This window comes from Alloacidobacterium sp., from assembly GCF_035631355.1.
Taxonomy (GTDB): Bacteria; Acidobacteriota; Terriglobia; order Terriglobales; family Acidobacteriaceae; genus Alloacidobacterium.
The window spans coordinates 77,676-97,368 of sequence record NZ_DASQIX010000008.1 but is presented as its reverse complement, the minus strand read 5'-3'; the positions used below and the strand labels follow the sequence as shown (position 1 = coordinate 97,368).

Here is a 19,693-nt window from a genome sequence, read left to right as displayed (position 1 = left end):
GAAGCGCGGGCCGCAAGGTTCGCAGGTCTCAAGCGAAGCCGGAGTGACAGGTAGTTGTGGTCTGGAAGCCGAACCAGACCTTCGAAAAATCGGAAAGAAGGGGCGAGATCCCGCAAGGGAAATCGCCCCTTCGCTTTTCTGCGGCAATAATTCTGTCGAGTAGCCGCAGTCTGTTGTTCCGATTTCTTTTCTCGCAGAAAAATCCGATCTTATAGCTGCAGCCGGAGCTTCATCCTTGTCAGCAGTGCGGCGATGGCTAGCATACATGCGGTAAAGATGAGTGCTCTCGCAACACCTGGCCAGCCGTAGCTGAGATGTGCTTCGAAATAGGTAGAACCAATCGTGGCAATGATGAAGTAGTAGAAGTCGGGCAGCAGGTAGGTGAGCAAAGTATTTGCGCCTGCGGGCCGAGCAAAGAAAGCCCATCCAATTTTCTTTTTCACGTCGCAGACCCAGTAGAGAAGCGCGAAGGATGCGACAGCGGCAGAGATGCAGTAGAGGCTCCAGGTGGGCGTAGCGCGGATTTTCGAGATGCAGAGCGGCGTGAGTAGACGGCCCGCGGCAAGCGGTGCCAACGCGAATGCTACGGCCATCGACATTTTCTGGCCTAGCGCCTTCCATCGGTGATCGCCAAGGAAAATGACTGAGGTTGCCACGCCGGCCATGGTGATGGATGCCATCGCTCCATTATCAAAGGGCCAGAAGTAGAGTCGCAGGTGCGGGGGCAAAGCAATGATTTTCGCCACGCACAGCGCATTGAAGGCGACGAGCGCGGCCAGCCATGCGAGCGGCGCCCAGAGCCAGCGGCGCGTGGGGATGTAAAGGACCGACACGGCGAAGTAGGTATAGCCGATGAGACCGAGGATTTCCGGATACGAGCCGTCAATCCATGCAAAATGGCCGTCGTGTGTCGTTCGGCGGAAGATGGCGTACATTGCGACAACGAGGATAAGGCCAAGGATGCGGAGAATCCTGTGCACGGTCTTTCCGCGTTGGGAGCCGGTGTAGACGCTGAGATAAAGCGATGATCCCAGCAATGCGAGAATCGCCCACAGGCTGCTGCTGAAACCGATGCGCGCCGGATCCCCTTTTTCGGCGTTGGCGAGAATCAGTCCGAGAACGATGAGGCTGGCGGAGCGGAGGATGATGTGCGTCCAGAGCGCGAACCGTGAGGGATTTTTTCTAAGGCGCGCTTTTACCGCCAGCGGGAGCGACAGGCCGACGGCAAACAGGAAGAAGGGATAGACCATGTCCACATAGGTCATCGCATCGACCTGGGCAGGAGCGTGGTACGTCCACCAGGGCAGGCCGTGAACGCTGGCAAGGTCGTTGACGAAGATCATGACGACCATGGTGAGGCCGCGGAAGATGTCGATGGACGCGAGGCGTGAAGATGCAGATACGCCTCGCGTCTCAATCAGCCGTGTTTGCGCAGCGGTGGTCATGCGTGGCCGTTCTGGTTGTCTTTCCGGATAGAATAACGCGATGGCGGCAGACTATTTGAAGCCGACCACCATTGAGTCCGGACCAACGAGGTGTTCCACATAAGCATCACGGAAGCCTGCGGCCTTCATCCATCCGATGCATTCTCCCCCTGTGTAGTCGTATCCTCCGGGAGTCTCGACAAGCATATTCAGGCTCATGAGCAGGCCGAAGGTATTCTTTGACCGGTCATCATCAATGATTGCGTCATAGACGACCAGAGCGCCGCCGGGGTTGAGCGCCTCATATGCTTTGCCGATCAGCATTTTCTTTTCGTCGAGGTTCCAGTCGTGCAGGATGTGCCCCATGGTGAGGACGTCAACTTTCGGCAGCGGCTCGGTGAAGAAGTCTCCTGGCTGGAAAGAAAGACGGCCATTCAGCCCCTTGGATTGGGCATATTCTTCAAAGGTCGGACCGACCTGCGCCAGGTCGAAGCCGATTCCTTTCAGATGAGGATTCGCAAGCGCGATTTGAACGGCGAGATCGCCCTGAGCTGTTCCCACATCCGCAAATGTCTTGTACTTTGCCCACGAGACTTTTTGGGCGATAGCCATATTCGCGCCATGGCTAATGCCTGACATTGCGGCAAGGAACTCCTTGAGGCGCGCGGGTTCGGCATATAGGGCTTCAAAGGGTGATTCGCCGCTGGCGTCCTTCGCTTCGTTCTGCGGCCGTCCTGTACGAAGCGCTTCGGTGAGGTGGTTCCAGAATCCGAAGAGGCGCGCATTTGCCATCTCAAGTATTCCGCCCAGATAGCTGGGCTTGCGCCGGTCAAGGAAGAGATCTGTCTCGCGTGTGTTGGAGTACGTTCCGTTCGATCTTTGCAGGAAACCCAGTGCAACAAGTGTGTCAAGAAAGTCGCGCGCTGAACGATGGTGAAGGCCAAGCCGTCCGGCTAGGTTGTCGAATGATTCCGGGCCATTCGCCAGTTCGGTAAAAACTCCCATTTCGACGGCGCTCAACAGTGCTTTCGACGCCCAGAAACTCAGGCCGACCTGCATAATGTGGTCCGGTGTTGGACCTGCTTGTGTATTCAATTCGCGTTCTCCTCGGAAGCCGGATTATATCCGGGCGTAATTGTGTGGCTTAGCACAAAACAATGCTGCAATTTATTGTTGTCGTCCGGTCAGCGAATCGACTCATCCGAAATTCTGATATTCGCTCCAGAATTTCGGCCATGGCAGACGCGGCGGTCCGCAGACAAAGATGTCGGGGTGGTCGTTGCTTTCTTCGTTCTTCACGCCGAGGGAGTTGCCGTTGTGTTCGGCAAGACGGCAATCAGTAAAAGCGTTCTCTGCTTCTTCGCGCGAGTAGCCAATGACAATCAATGTGGTGGGCGGCGGAGTGGGATAGCCGCGCAGCCATGCTGAATTGGTTGTGCTGATTGGGACAGGAAGATGATAGGCCGCGCCGAGAATTTCAATAGCTCCCTGCTCGCCGTAGTTGCCGACCAGCACGCCATAACTCGCCTGCTGATCGGGAGGCAGCGAGTCGCGAATGCCGGCGACGGTTGCGACCAGTTCATTCCAGCCAATTTCTTCGCGCATGTCGCCATTGCGGCTGAGGATGAATTTTTTGAGCGGGCCGCTGGAGGCGATCGGAAGAATGAGCGCGCAAAGGTATAGGCCAACGAGAGCGGTACTGGCGAAATAGATGCCTTCGACGGTCCGTCGCCAGGGTTTTCGCAGTGAGACTGTCCAGCGCTCGCTCACAACTGCGCCCATCGCCATGAGCATGGGATACGCAGCAGCGAGGTAGTAGCCGCGTCCTTTGCCGAAGAAGAAAAGCGCGAGCGGGATAACGTACATCCACGCAAGCAGGCGATAGCGGGGGCTGCGCAGAAAACCGATGAGTCCGGCGATCCACAGCGGGGCGGTGAAGAGGTTGGTGCAGATGAGGAATTGATCGAGCAGGAATCCATGGGCGCGGCCTTCGCCGACGTCGCGTTTGTGAATGTGCTGAAGGAAGTGGTAGGAGATGAATCCGTGCTGCACCTGCCAGAGCAGGTTAGGTAGAAAAATCAGCACTGCCAGCGCTGTTCCCATCCAGAACCATTTGTTCAGAAAATAGCGTCGGGCCTGCGTGAGCAGCATTCCGCCGAGGATGCCTGCAATGTAGAAGCAGACGCTGTACTTGGTTTGCAGAGCGATGCCGGTGGTTATGCCGACGGCAATCCACCAACGCGGGTTTTCTGTCTTGAGCACGCGAATAATGAAATATGCGATCAGCGCCCACCACAGATAATCGAAACTCGAATACTGGAATTCCGTTCCTTCAAAGAGCGGCAGCGGAGCGAGCGCGATGGAGAATGCTGCGACGATCTGCGCCAGGCGTCCGCCGCCAAGCTCGCGCGTCACGAGTCCTGTAACGACAATGACCGCAGCCTGCGTGATGACCGAGAAAAGGCGCAGCCCGACGAGCGAGAGTCCGAACAGGCCCATGCTGACGCGCTCGATGAATGGCGTGAACGGCGGATAGGCAACAGAGCCCCAGTCCAGGTGACGCGCATCGCTCAAAAATTGCAGCTCGTCGCGATGAAAGCCGTAGCGGCTGTTGGTAAGTATGTGGATGAACGCAATGGCTGCCGCGATGGCGAGGACTGCGACAGTGCCGGACTGAACTCCGGCGCCTGCACGCACAGGAGCCTGCGATTGGGTTGCTGTCATGCCGCTTTATTCTCTCACTGCGCTATTACGCGCGTCTGCGGGTTTTTGTTCACCTTATTCATAGGCGCTCTGGTTGTTACAGACTGTCCGGTACAATTCCTGCGAGCGCAAGAGGAGATATGGGCGAGCATCGAATCGCGGGACTGCTGAATTTCATTGTGGTCGCAGCGGTGGGCGCTGTTGCCTATACCGACTGGGTGATTGTTGCCGATGTTTCGCTCGCATATCTTTATGTGCTTCCCATTGCACTTTGCGCTCTGGTGAATCCGCTTCCTTTTACGATTGCTCTGGGTGTGGTCTGTACCTTTCTCGGAGACATCTTCGGGCCTCCTGCTGTTTCGCTGTATTGGCGTGTGGTCCACAACGTTGTGTATCTCGCGAGTTTTCTAGTGGTGGGATTCCTGGTCACGCTGATTGCGCGGCAGCGTGACCGCATGGCGGAAGAAGTGCGCCGCCAGCGCGATGAATACGAACGCGATCTGGAGCTGGCCGCGCAAGTGCAGCATCGGGTATTGCCCAGACCCTTGTCGCTGCCGGGGATCGACATCGCCGCGGAGATGAAAACAGCGCGTCTTCTCGGTGGAGACTACTACGACTTTTTCCCGGTTTCGGATGACGTTGTCGATGTTGTCATTGCCGATGTGTCGGGCAAAGGGGCGGCGGCGGCGCTGCTGATGCCGTCTCTGGCGGTAGCGCTGCGTCTGCGCGCGCGTGAACTTGAAGGTCCGGCACAGGTGATTGCAGATCTCGATGGCGTTCTGAAGCAGATGACGAACTCGGCGACATTCGTAACCATGTTTTATGCGCGGCTCAATCGCGCCAGTCGCATTTTGCAGTACGCCAACGCAGGGCACAATCCGCCGGTCCTTATGCGCGCTGGGTCATGCGAGGCGCTGCTGCTGGAAGAGGCAGGCGGGCCAATACTGGGGATTCTCAACGGCGCGCAATACTCCGATGCGTCTATCACGCTCGGAACGGGCGATATTCTCACGCTCTTTACCGACGGAGTGACTGAGCAGGAGAATGCGCTGGGGGATGAGTTCGCCGTAGACAGGCTGAAAGATGTCATCTGCCACGATGGAACGGGATCCGCAGCAGAGGTGGTTGCGCGTGTCTCCGAGGCCGTCTCTGCATTCGCCGGAGAGACGGTGCAGGCCGACGATTTAACGCTGGTTGTGCTGAAGGTCTTGTAAGCTGAGAAGCGGGCCGCTCCAGCTTTGCCTAAAAAAAGAAACAATCATGACAACAGTAAATACCGATTCAAACAGCCCCTCGCTGCTGCTGCACGGCTTGCGAAAAGCATTTGCCGACGTGGTGGCCGTGGATGGTCTTGACCTTGAAGTCAAGCGCGGTGAGTGCTTCGGATTGCTGGGACCGAATGGCGCGGGGAAGACCACGACCATTGAGATTTGCGAGGGCCTGACCACTCCCGACGCGGGCACGATTGAGCTGCTGGGCCTGAGCTGGGCCACGTCGGCGAATGAGCTGCGCCAGCGCATCGGCATTCAACTGCAGGAGACGCAGTTTCCCGACAAGCTGACGGTTGAAGAAACGCTGCGACTCTTTCGGAGTTTTTTTCGGCGCGGCATTTCTGTCGATGAATCCATCCGCACGGCACAACTTGAAGAAAAGCGGAATTCGCGCGTTGGCGGCCTTTCCGGCGGGCAGAAACAGCGCCTGGCGATGGCGTGCGCGCTGGTCGGCGATCCGGAGATGCTGTTTCTTGACGAGCCGACGACGGGACTCGATCCGCAGGCGCGGCGGCACCTGTGGGACCTGGTTGATCAGTTGAAGCTCGCGGGACGCACCATCATCCTGACCACACACTACATGGATGAAGCCGAGCGACTGTGCGACCGCGTCGCCATCATGGACCATGGAAAAATCATCGCGCTCGGAACTCCGCCGCAACTGATTGCCTCAATCGGCGGCGAGCATATCGTGGAGTTCGCCATCGTCGGCCATGAAAGTGGAGACGGCCTGGTTGACGCATCTCTGCTGACAGCGATTGCGGGCGTGCAGTCGCATCGCGTCGATGCGGGACAGCATCAGCTCACAGTGCGCGATCTGCATACGACGGTGCCGCTCATCTTTCAATCGTTAACTAGCCAGGGGCTGCATCTGAGCGACTTTCGCACGCATTCAGCAACGCTTGAAGACGTATTTGTCGGCCTGACGGGAAGGAACCTGCGCGATGAATAAGCTGGAATTCAGCAGCCTGTACCAACTGACGATGATTCGCTTCAAGCTCTTTCTGCGTGAGCCGGAGGCGATTTTCTGGATCTTCATTTTCCCCATTCTGCTTGCCGTGGGGCTGGGGATCGCCTTCCGCAATCGCCCGGCGGATGTGCTGCAGGTCGGTGCGACCACAACGCAGTTGACGCAGGCTCTGAATGCCGACAAAGGTCTGATGGCGAAGACACTGAATGAAGCGGAAGGCACGCACGAGTTGGCGACTGGGGACATTCTGCTGCTGGCGATCCAGACGCCCAACGGCGTGACGTATAAGTATGACGACACTAATCCCGATGCGCGAACGGCGCGCCTCGTGGCCGATCGCGCAATCCAGGCAGGCTCCGGCCAGCACGAGGCAGTGCATGTCGAAAATCAACTGGTGCATGAGGTCGGCGCTCGATACATCGACTTTGTAGTGCCCGGCCTGCTGGGAATGAACTTGATGGGATCGGCCATGTGGGGCCTGGGCTTTTCCATCGTGGAAGCGCGGCAGAAAAAGCTGCTAAAGCGCCTGATAGCCTCGCCCATGCCGCGCTGGCAATATCTGGCCGCATATCTACTGTCGCGGCTGGTCATGCTGGTCATCGAAGTGGTGGTCTTTCTCGGGTTCTCGCGGCTCGTCTTTGGAGTACCGTTTCGTGGATCCCTATTGCAGTTGGGATTTCTCTGCGTCCTTACATCGCTGTCATTCTCCGCGCTGGGTTTGTTGACAGCCTCGCGGGCCAAGACGATGGAAGCTGTCTCCGGCCTGATGAATCTCGTTATGCTTCCGATGTGGATTCTGTCGGGCGTCTTCTTTTCGGCGTCGCGCTTTCCGGCTGTTATTCAGCCAATCGTGCGGACGCTCCCTCTAACGGCTGCGATCGACACCCTGCGCGGAAACATGCTGCAGGGGACAGGCATGGGGCAGATGGTTATTCCAGTCGCCATTCTGCTTGCGTGGCTTGCTGTGCCGTTTGCAGTAGCGCTACGAATCTTTCGATGGAGATAGCTGCAACGTTGACAAGCGCTGCGCTATCATCCAGTTGCTTAAGTCACTGCTTCCACGGATAAGCTTTGCACGTCTTCCGTTTTTTATCTCCCCCGCAAAGGGTGCTAGCCCATCCTTTCGCAAACTGCGCGAAAGGATGGGGCACTTATGGTTGATACCCCTTGCGCATTCTGGTCTTACCGGTCGTGATCTTCATCATCCTGGCTGAAATTGTGAAGCCAGGGAGCAAAACTGATGTCTGATCCGCTCACTGTCGCGCAGCCCGCAGCGCCGGGGCCATTGGGGCAGCCCCAGTAGTTCTCAGTCGCATTGATGCTGCCCTTGCATATCGAGGCCTTGTCAAAGGCGCACACATCGGCGACCCCAATCTTCCCACCGCCCAGATCATTGAGATGGATGTCCGCTTCGGCAGGAGTATTTATCGCAATGTCTACGTCTTCATCGCGAATCACGTTGTAGGAAATGACGGTGCCAAATACAGGAGAGCCACCACCGCCACTGTTGATGTTGATTCCCACAGAGCCTGGCGTGGCTGTATCGGCCTGGTCAGCGAGGTTCTTCGCAATAAAGTTGCCAACGATGATGTTTCCACTCATGTTGTCAGCAGGCAGTCCGAAAGCGGGACCTACATGGGTGTGCAGGGCGACGCCTCCCAGGCCATTTCCGATTAACTTGTTGCGCACAACCAGATTGCCGGTCACGTGTCCCGGGCCTGCGCCATCCGTGAACATTCCCACTCCCGAGCCCCCGATCTGCACTCCGTTGCCAGTTGAGACGTTCTCGGCCACGGTATTGTTGTCAACGCCGAAATGCGGGGCGAAGGGAGGAGCAGCGTGTCCGGCGGGAGGATGAGACGCAAGCACAATGCCGCACTCTAACGGATTGTCTTTGACAAGGTTGTGAATAAGCAGATTGTCGTGGCTTTCCGCAGTTTCATCACTGATCAGGACGCCATCCGCATTCCCCGTTATGAGATTGTCAGAGACAACGGCATGACTTGTTCCTACCAGATGAAGAGCGCCGCCGCAGTCGCCGGTCTCGTCATTTTCATACGAGCCTGCGCCGGGCTGGTCCGGACACCCTGTGGTTGCACCGGTGAATAACAGGCCGGGACTGGTGTCGTTGTCGTTGATCTCATTGCCGTGGATGGTGACATTTGCAGCACTCACGACAAGGACTCCCTCATACAGCGCGTTCTCAACCGTAAAGCCGCTGATGGTCACATTGCTGAGGCCAGCATGGTCAAACCCGTCTACAAAAAAACCATGCGCCAGGCCGGTGGCGTCAACGATGGTTGATTCGTCGTCTGCTCCGATGATTGAAATTGGAATGCCGATGGTTACGTATTCCTTATAGGTGCCAGGCGCGACCTTAACCACGTCGCCCGGTGAAGCGTGATTGACAGCCGCCTGGATTGTCGCGTAACACCCGGCACGATGGGGATTGACGCAAAGAGTAGCAGCCGTGAGAGACGGCACGAGGGACATCAAAAGAACGAAGCAGCAGGAAACCAGCAATGGACGGAAGCGAGTGATACGCATAGATATTTCCTTTCCACGGTGTTCAGCCGCAGGAGATCATTGGGATTGATGAGATCAGGAAAGTCCAAGCCTTTCCTGCCGGGGGAAGTTTTGGAGGGCCGGTTCAGCCGATGTCTCTTCTTGGAACCGTCAGCGCGGGAATTCTAGTCCAAGCTTGCTCTCAATACAACCCGAAATTCCATCGGGCCGCGCATGCCCTGCTTCGGAGAACGAAAAGGCCTGTGGCCAGACTGAGTTTTGCTCTTTGACCTTACTCGCATCAAAATGATGCTTGAAATAATCCTTCTCCGTCCTCTCGGATGGGGAAGGATTACTCACGCTCCTCTACCGGCCTCGCAGAATCGTTCGAATAGCACGGATTCCCAAGTAAGTGAGCCAATCTCTGAAACCACCCCGGCGCACTCGGCGCCAAGCAGTGATTACCACACCTCCATGACGCATCCACCTGCGCCTGCGCGCCTGCATTGCGGTGACAGTATTGTCCCGCCATGGGAAGGATATGGGCAGCTTGGCAGGAATAGGAGGTGTACTGAAAGTCATAATGTAGACGATCCTGGGTATCCCGGAGGTGTTGGGAGTGGAACAGTGCAGCGTTCGGGAAAAATGGATCGTACATCCTCCCAGGGGAATCTCTGCTTTCACTGCCCTTGTCTTGTCAAATGGCGCGATGCACTTCAATGCGATGGATTCGCCCTTCCCGCTTATTTGCTGGTGATCGAGCACCTGTGCTTGATGGGATTCGGGTACGAACATGAGGCAACCGGAATTTTCATCTACGTCGCCCAACGCAACCCAGATAGTCAAGTCTCGATACTCGAAATGTGGATCCCGAAAGGCCTCATCCTGGTGCCAGGGAGTTGCCTCGCCAGTATGAGCACGCTTCAGAATCGTCAGATCGAAAAAAAGAGTAGCTCGCTCACCCAGAATCTGTTTTGCAAATCGGAGAGCATTCGCGAAGCACTCCGTTTTATGCAACTCAGGGGCATAGTTCGCGGGATGAAGGATCTGCGGAGAATTCGGCTCTTCATCGCCGTCCATGCTGCTGGCGAGCTCTCCATACGCTCCTTCGCTCCAGCCTGCCTTTTTACCGAAGAGTCCCTCAAGCGACGCCCTGATGGCCAGAGCCTCTTCATCCGATGTGATTCGCGGTACACACAGAAACCCCTGTTGCTTCACTGCCTGAAGCTGCTCGTCGGTTAGATGCATTTCCTTTCACATCCCTATGACGCACATATGACGGACTGGAACGAACATTCATTTACACACCAGGGGAATGCGCTGCCGCGCGGTGACTGCCAAGCCGCTTAGAGCACCGGGCTCATGACGTTTGGCTTGTTCATTAATCAAGCGAGAGCCTACTTCTTTCTCATGACACCCACAAGGAGCCGATAGTGTGCAATGAGAGGAGTAATTATGCCCTGTTGTGCACCATTTCTTCTCTATGGCCCCGCGTTGTGCCGGGGAATCGAATTTAATTCTCCATCCGCTGATAAGGAATCTTCGAAAGCTGAGGATTGGCAGGGCATTCGCTTTCAGTTAGGTCTTCGATTTGCTTCGCGGTGAGATGCGGATGTCGCTTCGGCTTGTTCGCCTGCGCTGGGCCTATGGCAGTGAGGTGTCGCCTTTGGCGACGGCTTTACTTCCGGGACTGAAGTTCCGGTTTCTACTTGGAGGCGCTTTGCGCCTCTTTTGATTTTGGAATTCTGTCCTGCTAAGGATGTGCAGTTTGAGGTTGGTCGGAAATGATCCCATGTCTCTGCGAGACATGGGGCACCCAAAGTTAGACCTGGGCCACCCGCCACTATTTCTTCTCTATGGCCCAACGTTGTGCCGGGAAATCGAATTTAGTGCTCCATCCGCTGATGCGATGTCGCTTCGGCTTGTTCGCCTGTGCTGGGCCTATGGCAGCGAGGTGTCGCCTTTGGCGACGGTTTGTTCCGCGGACTAAAGTCTCCGGCTTCTGCCGTGGAGGCGCGCCTTTTTCGAGGTTGGAATTGTTCTTGCTAAGATGCACAGTTTGAACTTGGTCGAGAGTGATCCCATGTCTCACAGAGACATGGGGCACCCTAGTTGGACTTGGGCCACCCGCCCACCCGCCCACGATCTGTGCGGTATGCGCAGAATTTTCCTGCGGAAGGTTTCGATAGTCAGAAGATCGGTCTGAGCGGTTCTGCGCCATTGCGAGTGCAGAGCCCAGAACGATGAAAGAGATGGTTGTAAGAGCACGCATCCGTGTAGTCATGATGGTTCCTCCGTCGAATATTTTTGGGAGGGCCTGATGAGCGGCCCGAACTGTCCCATCTTAGGTCTCGAAATCGACGACAGTAGGACGACAGCTGGGGGAAAATCTTGCGCAGGTTGTTGTGCGGGATGAGACGCATGGATTTCTGATAAAGCCGCGTGGGCTTTCTCCCATCCTTTCACAAGCGACGCGAAGAGAGAGCAACTGGCGAAATGTCGCTTCGGCTTTTGCCTGCGCTCTGGCCTACGGCAGTGAGGTGGTCGCCTTTGGCGACGGGTTTTTTCGGGGACTGAAGTCCCCGGCTTCTACCTGGAGGCGTCTTTTTATTTGGGGAGGATCAGATTAACGCGAGAGATTTTTAAACTGCCCCACTCAAGCCAAAAGAAGGCTTGAATGGGCCACCCGCCCTGGAGGCGCTTGCGCCGGAAGTTGACACACCGATCCGCGGCGCTTAGTGTCGCGCCATGCTCGAAAGCAAAATGGAAGAGGCGATTGCCAAATGCCCGGACCTATTCATCGAGTCCGGTCTGACCCTCGTCCGGAGACAAGTCGTAATTAATGGGAGACGTCCTGACTTGCTTTTCAGTGATTCCTTCTCTCGGCAACTCTTGGTGGAAATCCAGAGTGGTCGTTTGGATGAGAATCATCTTCAACGGCACTTCTACTATTACTTCGACTATCGAGCGAAATATCCATCAATACACCTTCGGCTGATGTTCATTGCGAATCGGCTGGTCCCCCAACATAAAGAATTTCTGGATGAACACGGATATGAATATCGTGAATATCCTGAGCAAGACTTCGCACGTCGTATTTCGAGTTGTGAGACGCGAACGCCGGATGTTTTGCAAGCTGATATTGAGACGGTCTCCACACCAGGCGTTCTCGCCCAAACTACATATAAATTGCTTTATGAAATCGAAATGCAGCAGATGACCCTCTGTTACAAGATGCTGTTATTGATGTTCATGACTGAGTTGACAGATTCAGATGGAGGAGTCTCCCTAATACTCGTGGCGGAACGATTTCATAGTTTCTTTCTAGATCGCGCAATTCGGGGCAAGATCGAGGAAAATCCAAGACGCATTAAGCCCGATACCCTTTCCCGCAGGACCATTTCTACATGGGAACGGATTATTCGCGAGCAGCCCGTACGCTATCTCACAGAGTCATTCGTTATTTACAAAGGCAAGACTATTAGATGGGCACCGCGTATTTGGTGCCAATGGAGTGCTGAGTTGAGTCGTGAAATTCGGACGGCGTGTTACGACCGACTTATTCGATATTTCAGCCGTCATGTACCTGGCGGCTATTGAACTCATTCAGAAATCATTTATGCATTGCCGCCCAATCTGGCCTTGCTGTGCAAGGCATACAGCGCACGAATTTCATTCGTGCGGGTCCTGCGACTTCGCTGCGCTTCGCTCAGGATGACATGGTGGTGGGCGTTGAGGGTGGCGGGGGGTTGGAGAGGTGATGTGGGAATCAAAAGCCCGGCGCTTGGCCGGGCTTTTTGTTTTTGCGCCGAAGGCGCGATTACCTGGACGGTCAGTCCCCCATTACGGGTTCTTCGGCGGCGGGGACTGGCTTGGCTGGGGCTATGGAGTTAATGGAGACCAGGCCTTCGACCGGCTTTTCGCCGAGGATGTGCTCGCGGTAGAGCTTGGCCATGCGGGCGTTTTCGGCGTCCTGCTTGAGCTTGGCGTCGCGGGCGCGGATCTTTTCTTCGCGCGAGTTCTTGGCGATGCCGAGCTTGTCGAGGGTGTTGTTGGCTGCGGCGTGCACGTGCTCATCGTTGAGGACGAGGGTGTGCTCGGCGTCGCCCATGCCGACCTTCTTGCCACCGGCAAAGATTTCGTGACGGCCATGCTCGTCATACCACTTGGTGAGCGTGGAGGTCATGTGCATCTTCTCGATAATGTTGCGCCAGCCCACGCCCGTGTTGTAAGCGCAGAAGCTGATCTCGCCTTCCTGCGTGGCGTAAGGAATGATGCATTGTTCAGTCCGGCGGAAGTCGTAGTTAAAGAGGTCCTGGAACCACATGCCGGCGATGAAGAGGAAGTTCCAGCGGTCGGCGCGGCGCTGTTGGATGTCGGCCATGGTGCGGTCGGCCTTCACCGAACCATATTTGCGGTTGGTGGACCCGGAGAACTTGTCGAACTTCTTCAGAAGGTCGGCGATGCGCATGTGCGTCGGCGCCTTGGTCGGGTCGTAGTTGCGCAACAGTGCAAGCGTGATGCCGACAAGCGAGAGGAACTTGCCGCGGGCGGCGTCATTGACCTTGGCCACGTCGCGCGCCAGGCGGTCAGCATTGAGGAAGGCGGTGACCGGAACGGCTTCCTTGGTTTCCTTGTCGATCATGATGGCCATGCCGATGCCGCAGTTCGGGTGGCATCCGCAGGAGATCTGTCCCCAGTCACGTTCGGGGCCGTGAACGAGGTCGGCAAAGTCGGAGAAGGTGCTAATGAAGCTGATGGGGAACCAGTCGCGGGTCGGCTCGCCAATGCCCGTCTGACTCTTAACGTCGTGCGCGAGGTGCGAAAGCGTGTAGCGCTGTGCGGTACGGCGCTCATCGCTGACTTCCTCGTCGCGGCCAGTGAAGGAGACCGGCTGGAAGCTGAGGAAGTTGATCTTCTTGGGGTTGTCGAGGGCGAACTGGATGATGTGGCCGACCTGCTCGTTGTTGATGCCGTTGACGATGGTCGTGACAGGGACGATGTCAACACCGGCTTCGTGCAGGTTGTGGATGGCCTGAAGCTTTACGTCAAAGAGGTTGCCGACCTTGCGGTGCGAGTTGGCGGCGTTGCCGATGCCGTCGAACTGGAGATAGGCATAACGGAGACCCGCTTCCGCTGCGGCCTTTGAGAATTCCTTCGATTTGGCAAATTCGATGCCGTTGGTCGCGGCCTGCACGGATTCATATCCGACCTTGCGGGCGTACGCGACAGCGTCAAGGAAGTAGGGCGAGAGCGTGGGCTCGCCACCGGAGAACTGGACCGACATTTGACGACGCGGCTTGATAGTGATGGCGTTGTCGAGCATGGTCTTGATGTCGTCCCATGTTAGCTCGTGGACAAAGCCAACCTGGTTGGCGTCCATGAAGCAGGGGTCGCACATCATGTTGCAGCGGTTGGTCAGGTCAATGGTCAGGACCGAGCCGCGGCCATGGGTCACGGTTGAAGTTCCATGGTTGTGCAGCTTTTCGTCATTGTGGGCGCGGATGTCGCGGCCAGGGAAGGACTCTTCGAGGTGCTTGAAGAAGGCGGTGTCGATGGACATCACGTCTTCGAAGTGGCCGTGCTTGGGGCAGTCCTTGACCATCAGGATTTTGCCGTCGCGCTCGATGATCTGCGCCTTGATCTCGCCAACTTTCTCATTTAAAAGGATTTCGTGCGGCAGCTTGCCGTCGATAATCTGCTGGCGAATCTCCGGGACACACTTGGGGCAGAGGGAATCCGTGGTGCGGGGCCAGCCAAGGGGCGGCTTTTCCTTCTGATAAGACTTCAGCAGAGGCTTGTCGGACCACTTGGGGGTGAATGATTCGTTGGGGCTGATACGGTTCAGCCTCTCGAAGACGGACCAGACGCCATTCGCGGCGACCGTGACCGCCCGCTCTGCGTATTTAACGGTTTTCGACATTTTTCAGTTCTCCTGACGCTCGCCTGCCGCGATTGTAAGTGATTCAAAATACGCTGCGGACAGGAAAGCCAGCTAAAATGCTTTCGGCCCTCGGGGGAAGTGTGCGTCAAGGTAACTGCATCTTCCAGAGGACTTTACCACCTATAAAGATAGATGGGTGTTTTTGAAGAAAAGAAATGACTTTGGCTGAATGGCGAATATTGACGTTTGGATGGGGATGGTTGGGGGTGAATGGGACTGAGAACCGGCTCTAATCAACAATTTACTTGTGAGAATGCCGGTCAGAATGTAATGTTTTCACGCGGATTCTCGACCATTCCCCCAGAATTGGAAAGAAGAAAATGGCACTTTACGATCTTGTGTTTGAAGGCGGCGGCGCCAAAGGGATGGCGTTTGCCGGAGCGCTCCAGGTGTTTGCCGACGCCGGGCACAAGCACCGGCGGGTAGTGGGGACATCAGCCGGGGCCATTACCGCCATGCTCACCGGCGCAGGCTACACTCCGGCTGAACTGACGGCGGAATGCACAAAGACCGACGCGACGGGCAAGCCCATCTTCGCCACGTTCATGGATGCTCCCACTGAGGCTGATTTCTCTCAGGCGCTGATTGATGGCTGCGAGACACTCGCGTTGATGAAACAGGCAGGCTTTCCCTTCTCTGGAATGCTGGAGAAAGTCGAAGAGAAGATGATCAAGGCGCTTTTACACATTGAGTTGTATCGCGAACTGTTCTCCTTTAATGAGTGCGGCGGCTTCTATGCCGGAGATGCGGCGCTGAACTGGTTTCGCGAGCGGCTGGTAGCGAAAGGCATGGCGGCGGACATCACCTGGGCGGATTTCGCCAAGAAGACCGGCAGAGACGTTTCCGTTGTGACAACCGACGTGACCGACAAGGAGTCGGTGGTGCTGAATGCGCGCACAGCACCGAATGTTCCGGTTGCCGAGTCGGTGCGCATGTCCATGAGCATTCCGTTTGTATGGCGGGAGATGATGTGGCAGCCGGGGTGGGGCACCTACAACCTGCTGGGCGCGAATGGCCAGATTACGCAGCGCAATAAAGCCGGGAACATTTTTGTCGATGGCGGTGTGTTGTCGAATTTTCCGCTGCGGCTCATTGCTGAGTCAACGTCGGACGTGGTTGCCGTCATGGGGCTAACCGATCCGAATGCTGCCGGCAATCTCGGGCTGCTGCTGGACGCGACGGTGATGGTGCCGGGTGCTGAGAATTCCAATACGCCGCGGCCGCGGCTGCGGGCCGCCGACCGAGTAACCCGGCTGATCGACACACTAACGGAGAGCGCGGATCTGGCAGTGATGCGGCAATATGAGTCGGCAATTTGCAGGCTGCCGGTTGGCGGATATGGAACGACGGAGTTCCGCATGTCGCCAGAGCGGCAGCAGTTGTTGATTGGGTCAGGCACGACCGCGATGAAGAAGTATCTGGCCACGCCGCTGAGGGGCTAATTCGTGTTGGCGGGAAATGTCAGTCGGGCCTATCGATTGGCACTCCGCTGCCCAGCACATGCCTTCCCTGTTGTCAGCACTATTAGGGGCCCGACTGTGGAGGACCAATCGGGTTGGGTTTCGTCCCAATTGTGAATGTTCGCGACGTATATTGTCGGGGTTCTCCTGCGCTGGAACCCATGCAGCCTTTCATTGAAAACACATAACCCGAGTTCGAAAGATGTCCGACCGTGGCATCAAGCGACATGAATGTTGGATACCAGCCGTCGTAGACGCAATTCGTGCCTTTGCCATTGCTTTCCAGAGGACTCCACGATCCGGAGATCTGCTGCGGGGTAGTCCATCCTGCCTGGTTCTCCAGGTTGGGATTCGTGGAGTAGAAGATCGCCGTGCCGGGTGTTGCGCCCGCATTCACCTGCTTCGCAGTCTTAGGCGTCATGCAGACAAAGGTGAGAAGGTACAGCCTTTCCACGTCAAGGTAGCTGATCGATGGTCCGCTTTGATTCTGATCGAATGCCTGGCACGACTGGTAAAGGTAGAGGTATTGCGCGGAATCCTCCTGTGTGGCCAGTGGAAAAATCGGGCTTTCGAGCCCTCCATTGTCACTCGCCAATCCCGAGTTCGACAGGCACGGGGGCGGGACACGTGGATCGCAAGCCGCGCCCGTAGCGGTAACAGTGCTGGTCTGTAGCAGGAAACTGCCCGACGATGGGTTGTCGTAGCCGACCGTCGGCCCATACCATTTGGTGAATTTAAGGGGAAAGCCTTGACCCAGCGGCGCTCGCGATACCCCGATCGTTCCACTCTGAGTGCCGGGATAGCTGTATGGTTTCGTTCCGTAATTCTCTGCTGTGTAGAGAAAGATACCCGAGGAAGTATTGACGTCATCCACAAAGGCGCTTGGCGATGAATCTCCCATTGAGTGCTGGACCGCTATATTCCCCTTAATCATTTCCGCTAATTCCATTGGTGCGCTCAAGGCTGCGGTGCGACCGAACCGGGACGGAGATGCGGTCGAACAATTGTTGCCTGGGCAGACTTGAGCGCCCGATGCGCCATGAGGAGCGTTGGGGCCATTCGTCGTACTCTGAGTCGGCAGCGGAGTGAAATTGTTTTTATAGGCAGGCCAGATGCTTCCCCAGTTCTGCGAGGTTGCGACACCGATGGTCGAATAGAAAGATGCCTGCGTCTTCTGTGCTCCTCCTTTCGATCCAACAGCACAACGATTTGTTCCCTCGAAGACCATCAGAAGACTGTCAGGACCCGGGTTCGTAGGATCGAGCACGATCGATCCGGCATTGGCATAGTTCAAGTCGAACGTAGGATCCTGTTGTGCGGGCGGAACGTTGGGACAAGTAGTGCGGTTCATGGGCGAAAGGAAGATCTGGCTGTTCGGGTACGTTGTGCCCGGCAACTGACCGTAACCGTCTGCGTAGTCGAGCGCCCAGGTTCCTTTTTTGTCCGGACCCAAACTTTGCAGCACGACAAGGCCGCTGGTGTCGAAGCCGTTCTTCGTAGTATTGGCGCCGTTATTGCATGTTTTTGCCGCGACGAAAAAAAGATATTCGGTGTTCAGCGTGTGATTGGGAGTGTTCGGAATACCAATAGTCTTCGGCGGCAGTATGCTGGAATGCTCATCTGCCAGGGAACCTAGTCCACCCCAGCAATTGATGGAAGATGGATTGACGCAACTGGACTGCGCCGCGCACGGCGAGGCGACGCCCGAAGGCGCAAGCACGGCTTGCGCAGGTCCGAAACTTATCACGACTGTGGGTGTCACCGGCGGGATTCTTGGTTGGCTGTTGGGTTGCCGCTGCGTAGTTTGTCCCGTGAACTGAGCGGTTGTTGTCAGAATAGCGATGAGATACATAGCCCTCTTGAAATTGCATGCGGGCACGTTCATAAACATTCTCCTGAATTGTCTTGGTCTGAGTGTCCACCTTGGCTTCTTGGCGGCCAACATCATACACCCGCATCGTCTCTGTTCCTTCAGAGATCATCGCTTCGGGTTTGAGTCGATGAGGCGAGGATTGTTTCAGACGTTGCTATGCGAAGTTCGCGGAGAGGGGCATGACAACTGTCATCACGCTTTGTTGACAAAGCTAACTGCCGCGGCTACTGGAATGGTGTGATTCTGATGCTGTCAAGAGGAGGCGTTATGAACCAGATCCCGGTACAGCATCGGCAGCAGATTGAAGCATGTGATCCATTCTCGCGGGCAGTTTATGGATTGGGGATGGTCCTGTTCATGTTCGGAATTTTTATCCCCGGAGCGCACACGCTGATGATGGTCGGCCTTGCGCTGCTTGCGATTGCCTGGGTCGTGGACTGGTAAAACCAGGTTCACGCGGCTGTGCTACACTTCGCCCGTTCGCCGGATACTTCCGAGTAAACGATAGAATATGTCAGTTGCCGATATTGCTAATGATCTGGTCGCGCTGTGCCGCGAAGGGAAAAACCTTGAAGCCATCGATAGGTACTATGCCGACGATATTGTCAGCGTAGAATCAGCCAGCAGCCCCGGAAATTCCAGTCGAGATGAGAGGCTTCGAGGCGGTCAGGGGCAAGAGTGTGTGGTGGTTTGATAACCATGAAGTCCACCATGAAGAGGTCAATGGGCCCTACGTTGGCGGGAACCAGTTCGCTGTTGAATTCAAATCCGACTTTACACATAAGGCTTCCGGCAGACGCATGCAGATGAGCGAGATGGCTCTATACACGGTGAAGAACGGGAAGATCGTGCACGAGCGCTTCTATTACAACCCTGGCGCGTAGCTAGACATAGTTAGATATCTCGATCAGGTTCTGGTCGGGATCGCGGATATAGATGGACAGCAGTTTGCCGACGGCCCCGGTGCGTTCCACGGGGCCGTTTTCTATGTGGACCTTCATGAGGTTCAGGTATTCGATGACTTCTTCCATCGGCGTGAGCGTGATGAAGCAGAGGTCTGCTGAGCCGGGCGTTGGGCGGCATGCGTGAGGCTGGAACTCGTGTCCGCGCAGGTGGAGATTGATTTTCTGCTCGCCAAATTTGAGGGCTGTCCGGCCCTCGAAGGTGACGATGTCCATGCTGAGGACTTCGGTGTAGAAATCGGTTGTGGCATGGATGTTGGCTACGGTCAGGACGATGTGGTCCAGTTGCTCCAGGGTGAAGGCCATGCTGCATTATGTGCTTTTGGATGGGCCGCGCGGAATCTCATTGTGGGAGTGAGTCAGTTTGATCCCAGAGGGACGGAAGTTGCGGTCGAGTATACCGCCAAATCGTCAGTAACCAAGTGCTAACTGACGAGTTGCCGACAAACCGTCCAGAACCCAGTCAATGAGTGGCTCTGCTGTTCGCCCCAGCTGAACTGCGTCTCCGGGCAGGTCCCTATTCGGCAGTCTCGAGAATCAAACATCGCAAAACTAACGAGATGCTGTCATCACTCTGGCAT

General features: G+C 56.1%; 15 protein-coding genes. 7 read left to right on the top strand and 8 right to left on the bottom strand.

Annotated elements, in window-relative coordinates; all coding sequences use genetic code 11:
* Positions 1–209 precede the first annotated feature (209 nt).
* The 3 genes from VEV40_RS02995 to VEV40_RS02985 form a co-directional block, all read right to left on the bottom strand.
* On the bottom strand, positions 210–1,445 hold the full coding sequence (locus tag VEV40_RS02995; RefSeq protein WP_324830039.1) for a DUF5009 domain-containing protein: 1,236 nt from the start codon (positions 1,443–1,445) through the stop codon (positions 210–212).
* Between the two features lie 51 nt (positions 1,446–1,496).
* Entirely contained in the window at positions 1,497–2,519 is a 1,023-nt protein-coding gene (locus tag VEV40_RS02990; protein WP_324830038.1) for a methyltransferase, read from the bottom strand.
* Positions 2,520–2,621: 102 nt separating this feature from the next.
* A complete protein-coding gene (locus tag VEV40_RS02985) occupies positions 2,622–4,148 on the bottom strand; it encodes a glycosyltransferase family 39 protein (protein WP_324830037.1) in 1,527 nt (508 codons plus the stop codon).
* A gap of 119 nt (positions 4,149–4,267) precedes the next feature.
* Here VEV40_RS02985 and VEV40_RS02980 point away from each other — a divergent pair, with 119 nt between their 5' ends.
* Genes VEV40_RS02980 through VEV40_RS02970 form a run of 3 tightly spaced genes read left to right on the top strand, consistent with a single transcriptional unit; the run spans position 4,268 to position 7,374 of the window.
* Positions 4,268–5,341 (top strand): PP2C family protein-serine/threonine phosphatase, encoded by a 1,074-nt coding sequence (locus VEV40_RS02980; RefSeq protein WP_324830036.1) that lies wholly within the window; start codon positions 4,268–4,270, stop codon positions 5,339–5,341.
* A 46-nt stretch (positions 5,342–5,387) separates the two neighbouring features.
* Positions 5,388–6,350 (top strand): ABC transporter ATP-binding protein, encoded by a 963-nt coding sequence (locus tag VEV40_RS02975; RefSeq protein WP_324830034.1) that lies wholly within the window; start codon positions 5,388–5,390, stop codon positions 6,348–6,350.
* On the top strand, positions 6,343–7,374 hold the full coding sequence (locus VEV40_RS02970) for an ABC transporter permease (protein WP_324830033.1): 1,032 nt from the start codon (positions 6,343–6,345) through the stop codon (positions 7,372–7,374). The genes VEV40_RS02975 and VEV40_RS02970 overlap by 8 nt, the downstream gene beginning before the upstream one ends.
* Before the next feature lie 176 nt (positions 7,375–7,550).
* Here the strand turns inward: VEV40_RS02970 and VEV40_RS02965 are convergent, their stop codons facing one another.
* Complete coding sequence (locus VEV40_RS02965; RefSeq protein ID WP_324830032.1) at positions 7,551–8,915, bottom strand: right-handed parallel beta-helix repeat-containing protein; 1,365 nt, start codon at positions 8,913–8,915, stop codon at positions 7,551–7,553.
* Between the two features lie 324 nt (positions 8,916–9,239).
* The gene (locus tag VEV40_RS02960) at positions 9,240–10,121 is read right to left on the bottom strand and encodes a phytanoyl-CoA dioxygenase family protein (RefSeq protein WP_324830031.1); all 882 of its coding nucleotides are present in this window, start codon (positions 10,119–10,121) and stop codon (positions 9,240–9,242) included.
* A 1,500-nt stretch (positions 10,122–11,621) separates the two neighbouring features.
* Between VEV40_RS02960 and VEV40_RS02955 the strand changes: the two genes are divergently transcribed.
* Entirely contained in the window at positions 11,622–12,473 is an 852-nt protein-coding gene (locus tag VEV40_RS02955) for an endonuclease NucS domain-containing protein (RefSeq protein WP_324830029.1), read from the top strand.
* A gap of 232 nt (positions 12,474–12,705) precedes the next feature.
* On the opposite strand, the gene VEV40_RS02950 is transcribed toward VEV40_RS02955, so the two are convergent.
* Positions 12,706–14,796, bottom strand: a complete 2,091-nt coding sequence (locus VEV40_RS02950) for a radical SAM protein (protein WP_324830027.1) — start codon at positions 14,794–14,796, stop codon at positions 12,706–12,708.
* Positions 14,797–15,137: 341 nt separating this feature from the next.
* On the opposite strand from VEV40_RS02950, the gene VEV40_RS02945 reads away from it, so the two are divergent.
* Complete coding sequence (locus VEV40_RS02945) at positions 15,138–16,259, top strand: patatin-like phospholipase family protein (protein WP_324830026.1); 1,122 nt, start codon at positions 15,138–15,140, stop codon at positions 16,257–16,259.
* Positions 16,260–16,341: 82 nt separating this feature from the next.
* Here VEV40_RS02945 and VEV40_RS02940 read toward each other — a convergent pair whose 3' ends face one another.
* Positions 16,342–18,162: a hypothetical protein gene (locus VEV40_RS02940; RefSeq protein ID WP_324830025.1), complete on the bottom strand. Its 1,821-nt coding sequence runs from the start codon at positions 18,160–18,162 to the stop codon at positions 16,342–16,344.
* Positions 18,163–18,417: 255 nt separating this feature from the next.
* Here VEV40_RS02940 and VEV40_RS02935 point away from each other — a divergent pair, with 255 nt between their 5' ends.
* Positions 18,418–18,594: a hypothetical protein gene (locus VEV40_RS02935; protein WP_324830024.1), complete on the top strand. Its 177-nt coding sequence runs from the start codon at positions 18,418–18,420 to the stop codon at positions 18,592–18,594.
* Positions 18,595–18,785: 191 nt separating this feature from the next.
* On the top strand, positions 18,786–19,034 hold the full coding sequence (locus VEV40_RS02930; RefSeq protein ID WP_324830041.1) for a SnoaL-like domain-containing protein: 249 nt from the start codon (positions 18,786–18,788) through the stop codon (positions 19,032–19,034).
* Here VEV40_RS02930 and VEV40_RS02925 read toward each other — a convergent pair whose 3' ends face one another.
* Entirely contained in the window at positions 19,035–19,418 is a 384-nt protein-coding gene (locus VEV40_RS02925) for a VOC family protein (protein WP_324830023.1), read from the bottom strand.
* Positions 19,419–19,693: the final 275 nt, after the last annotated feature.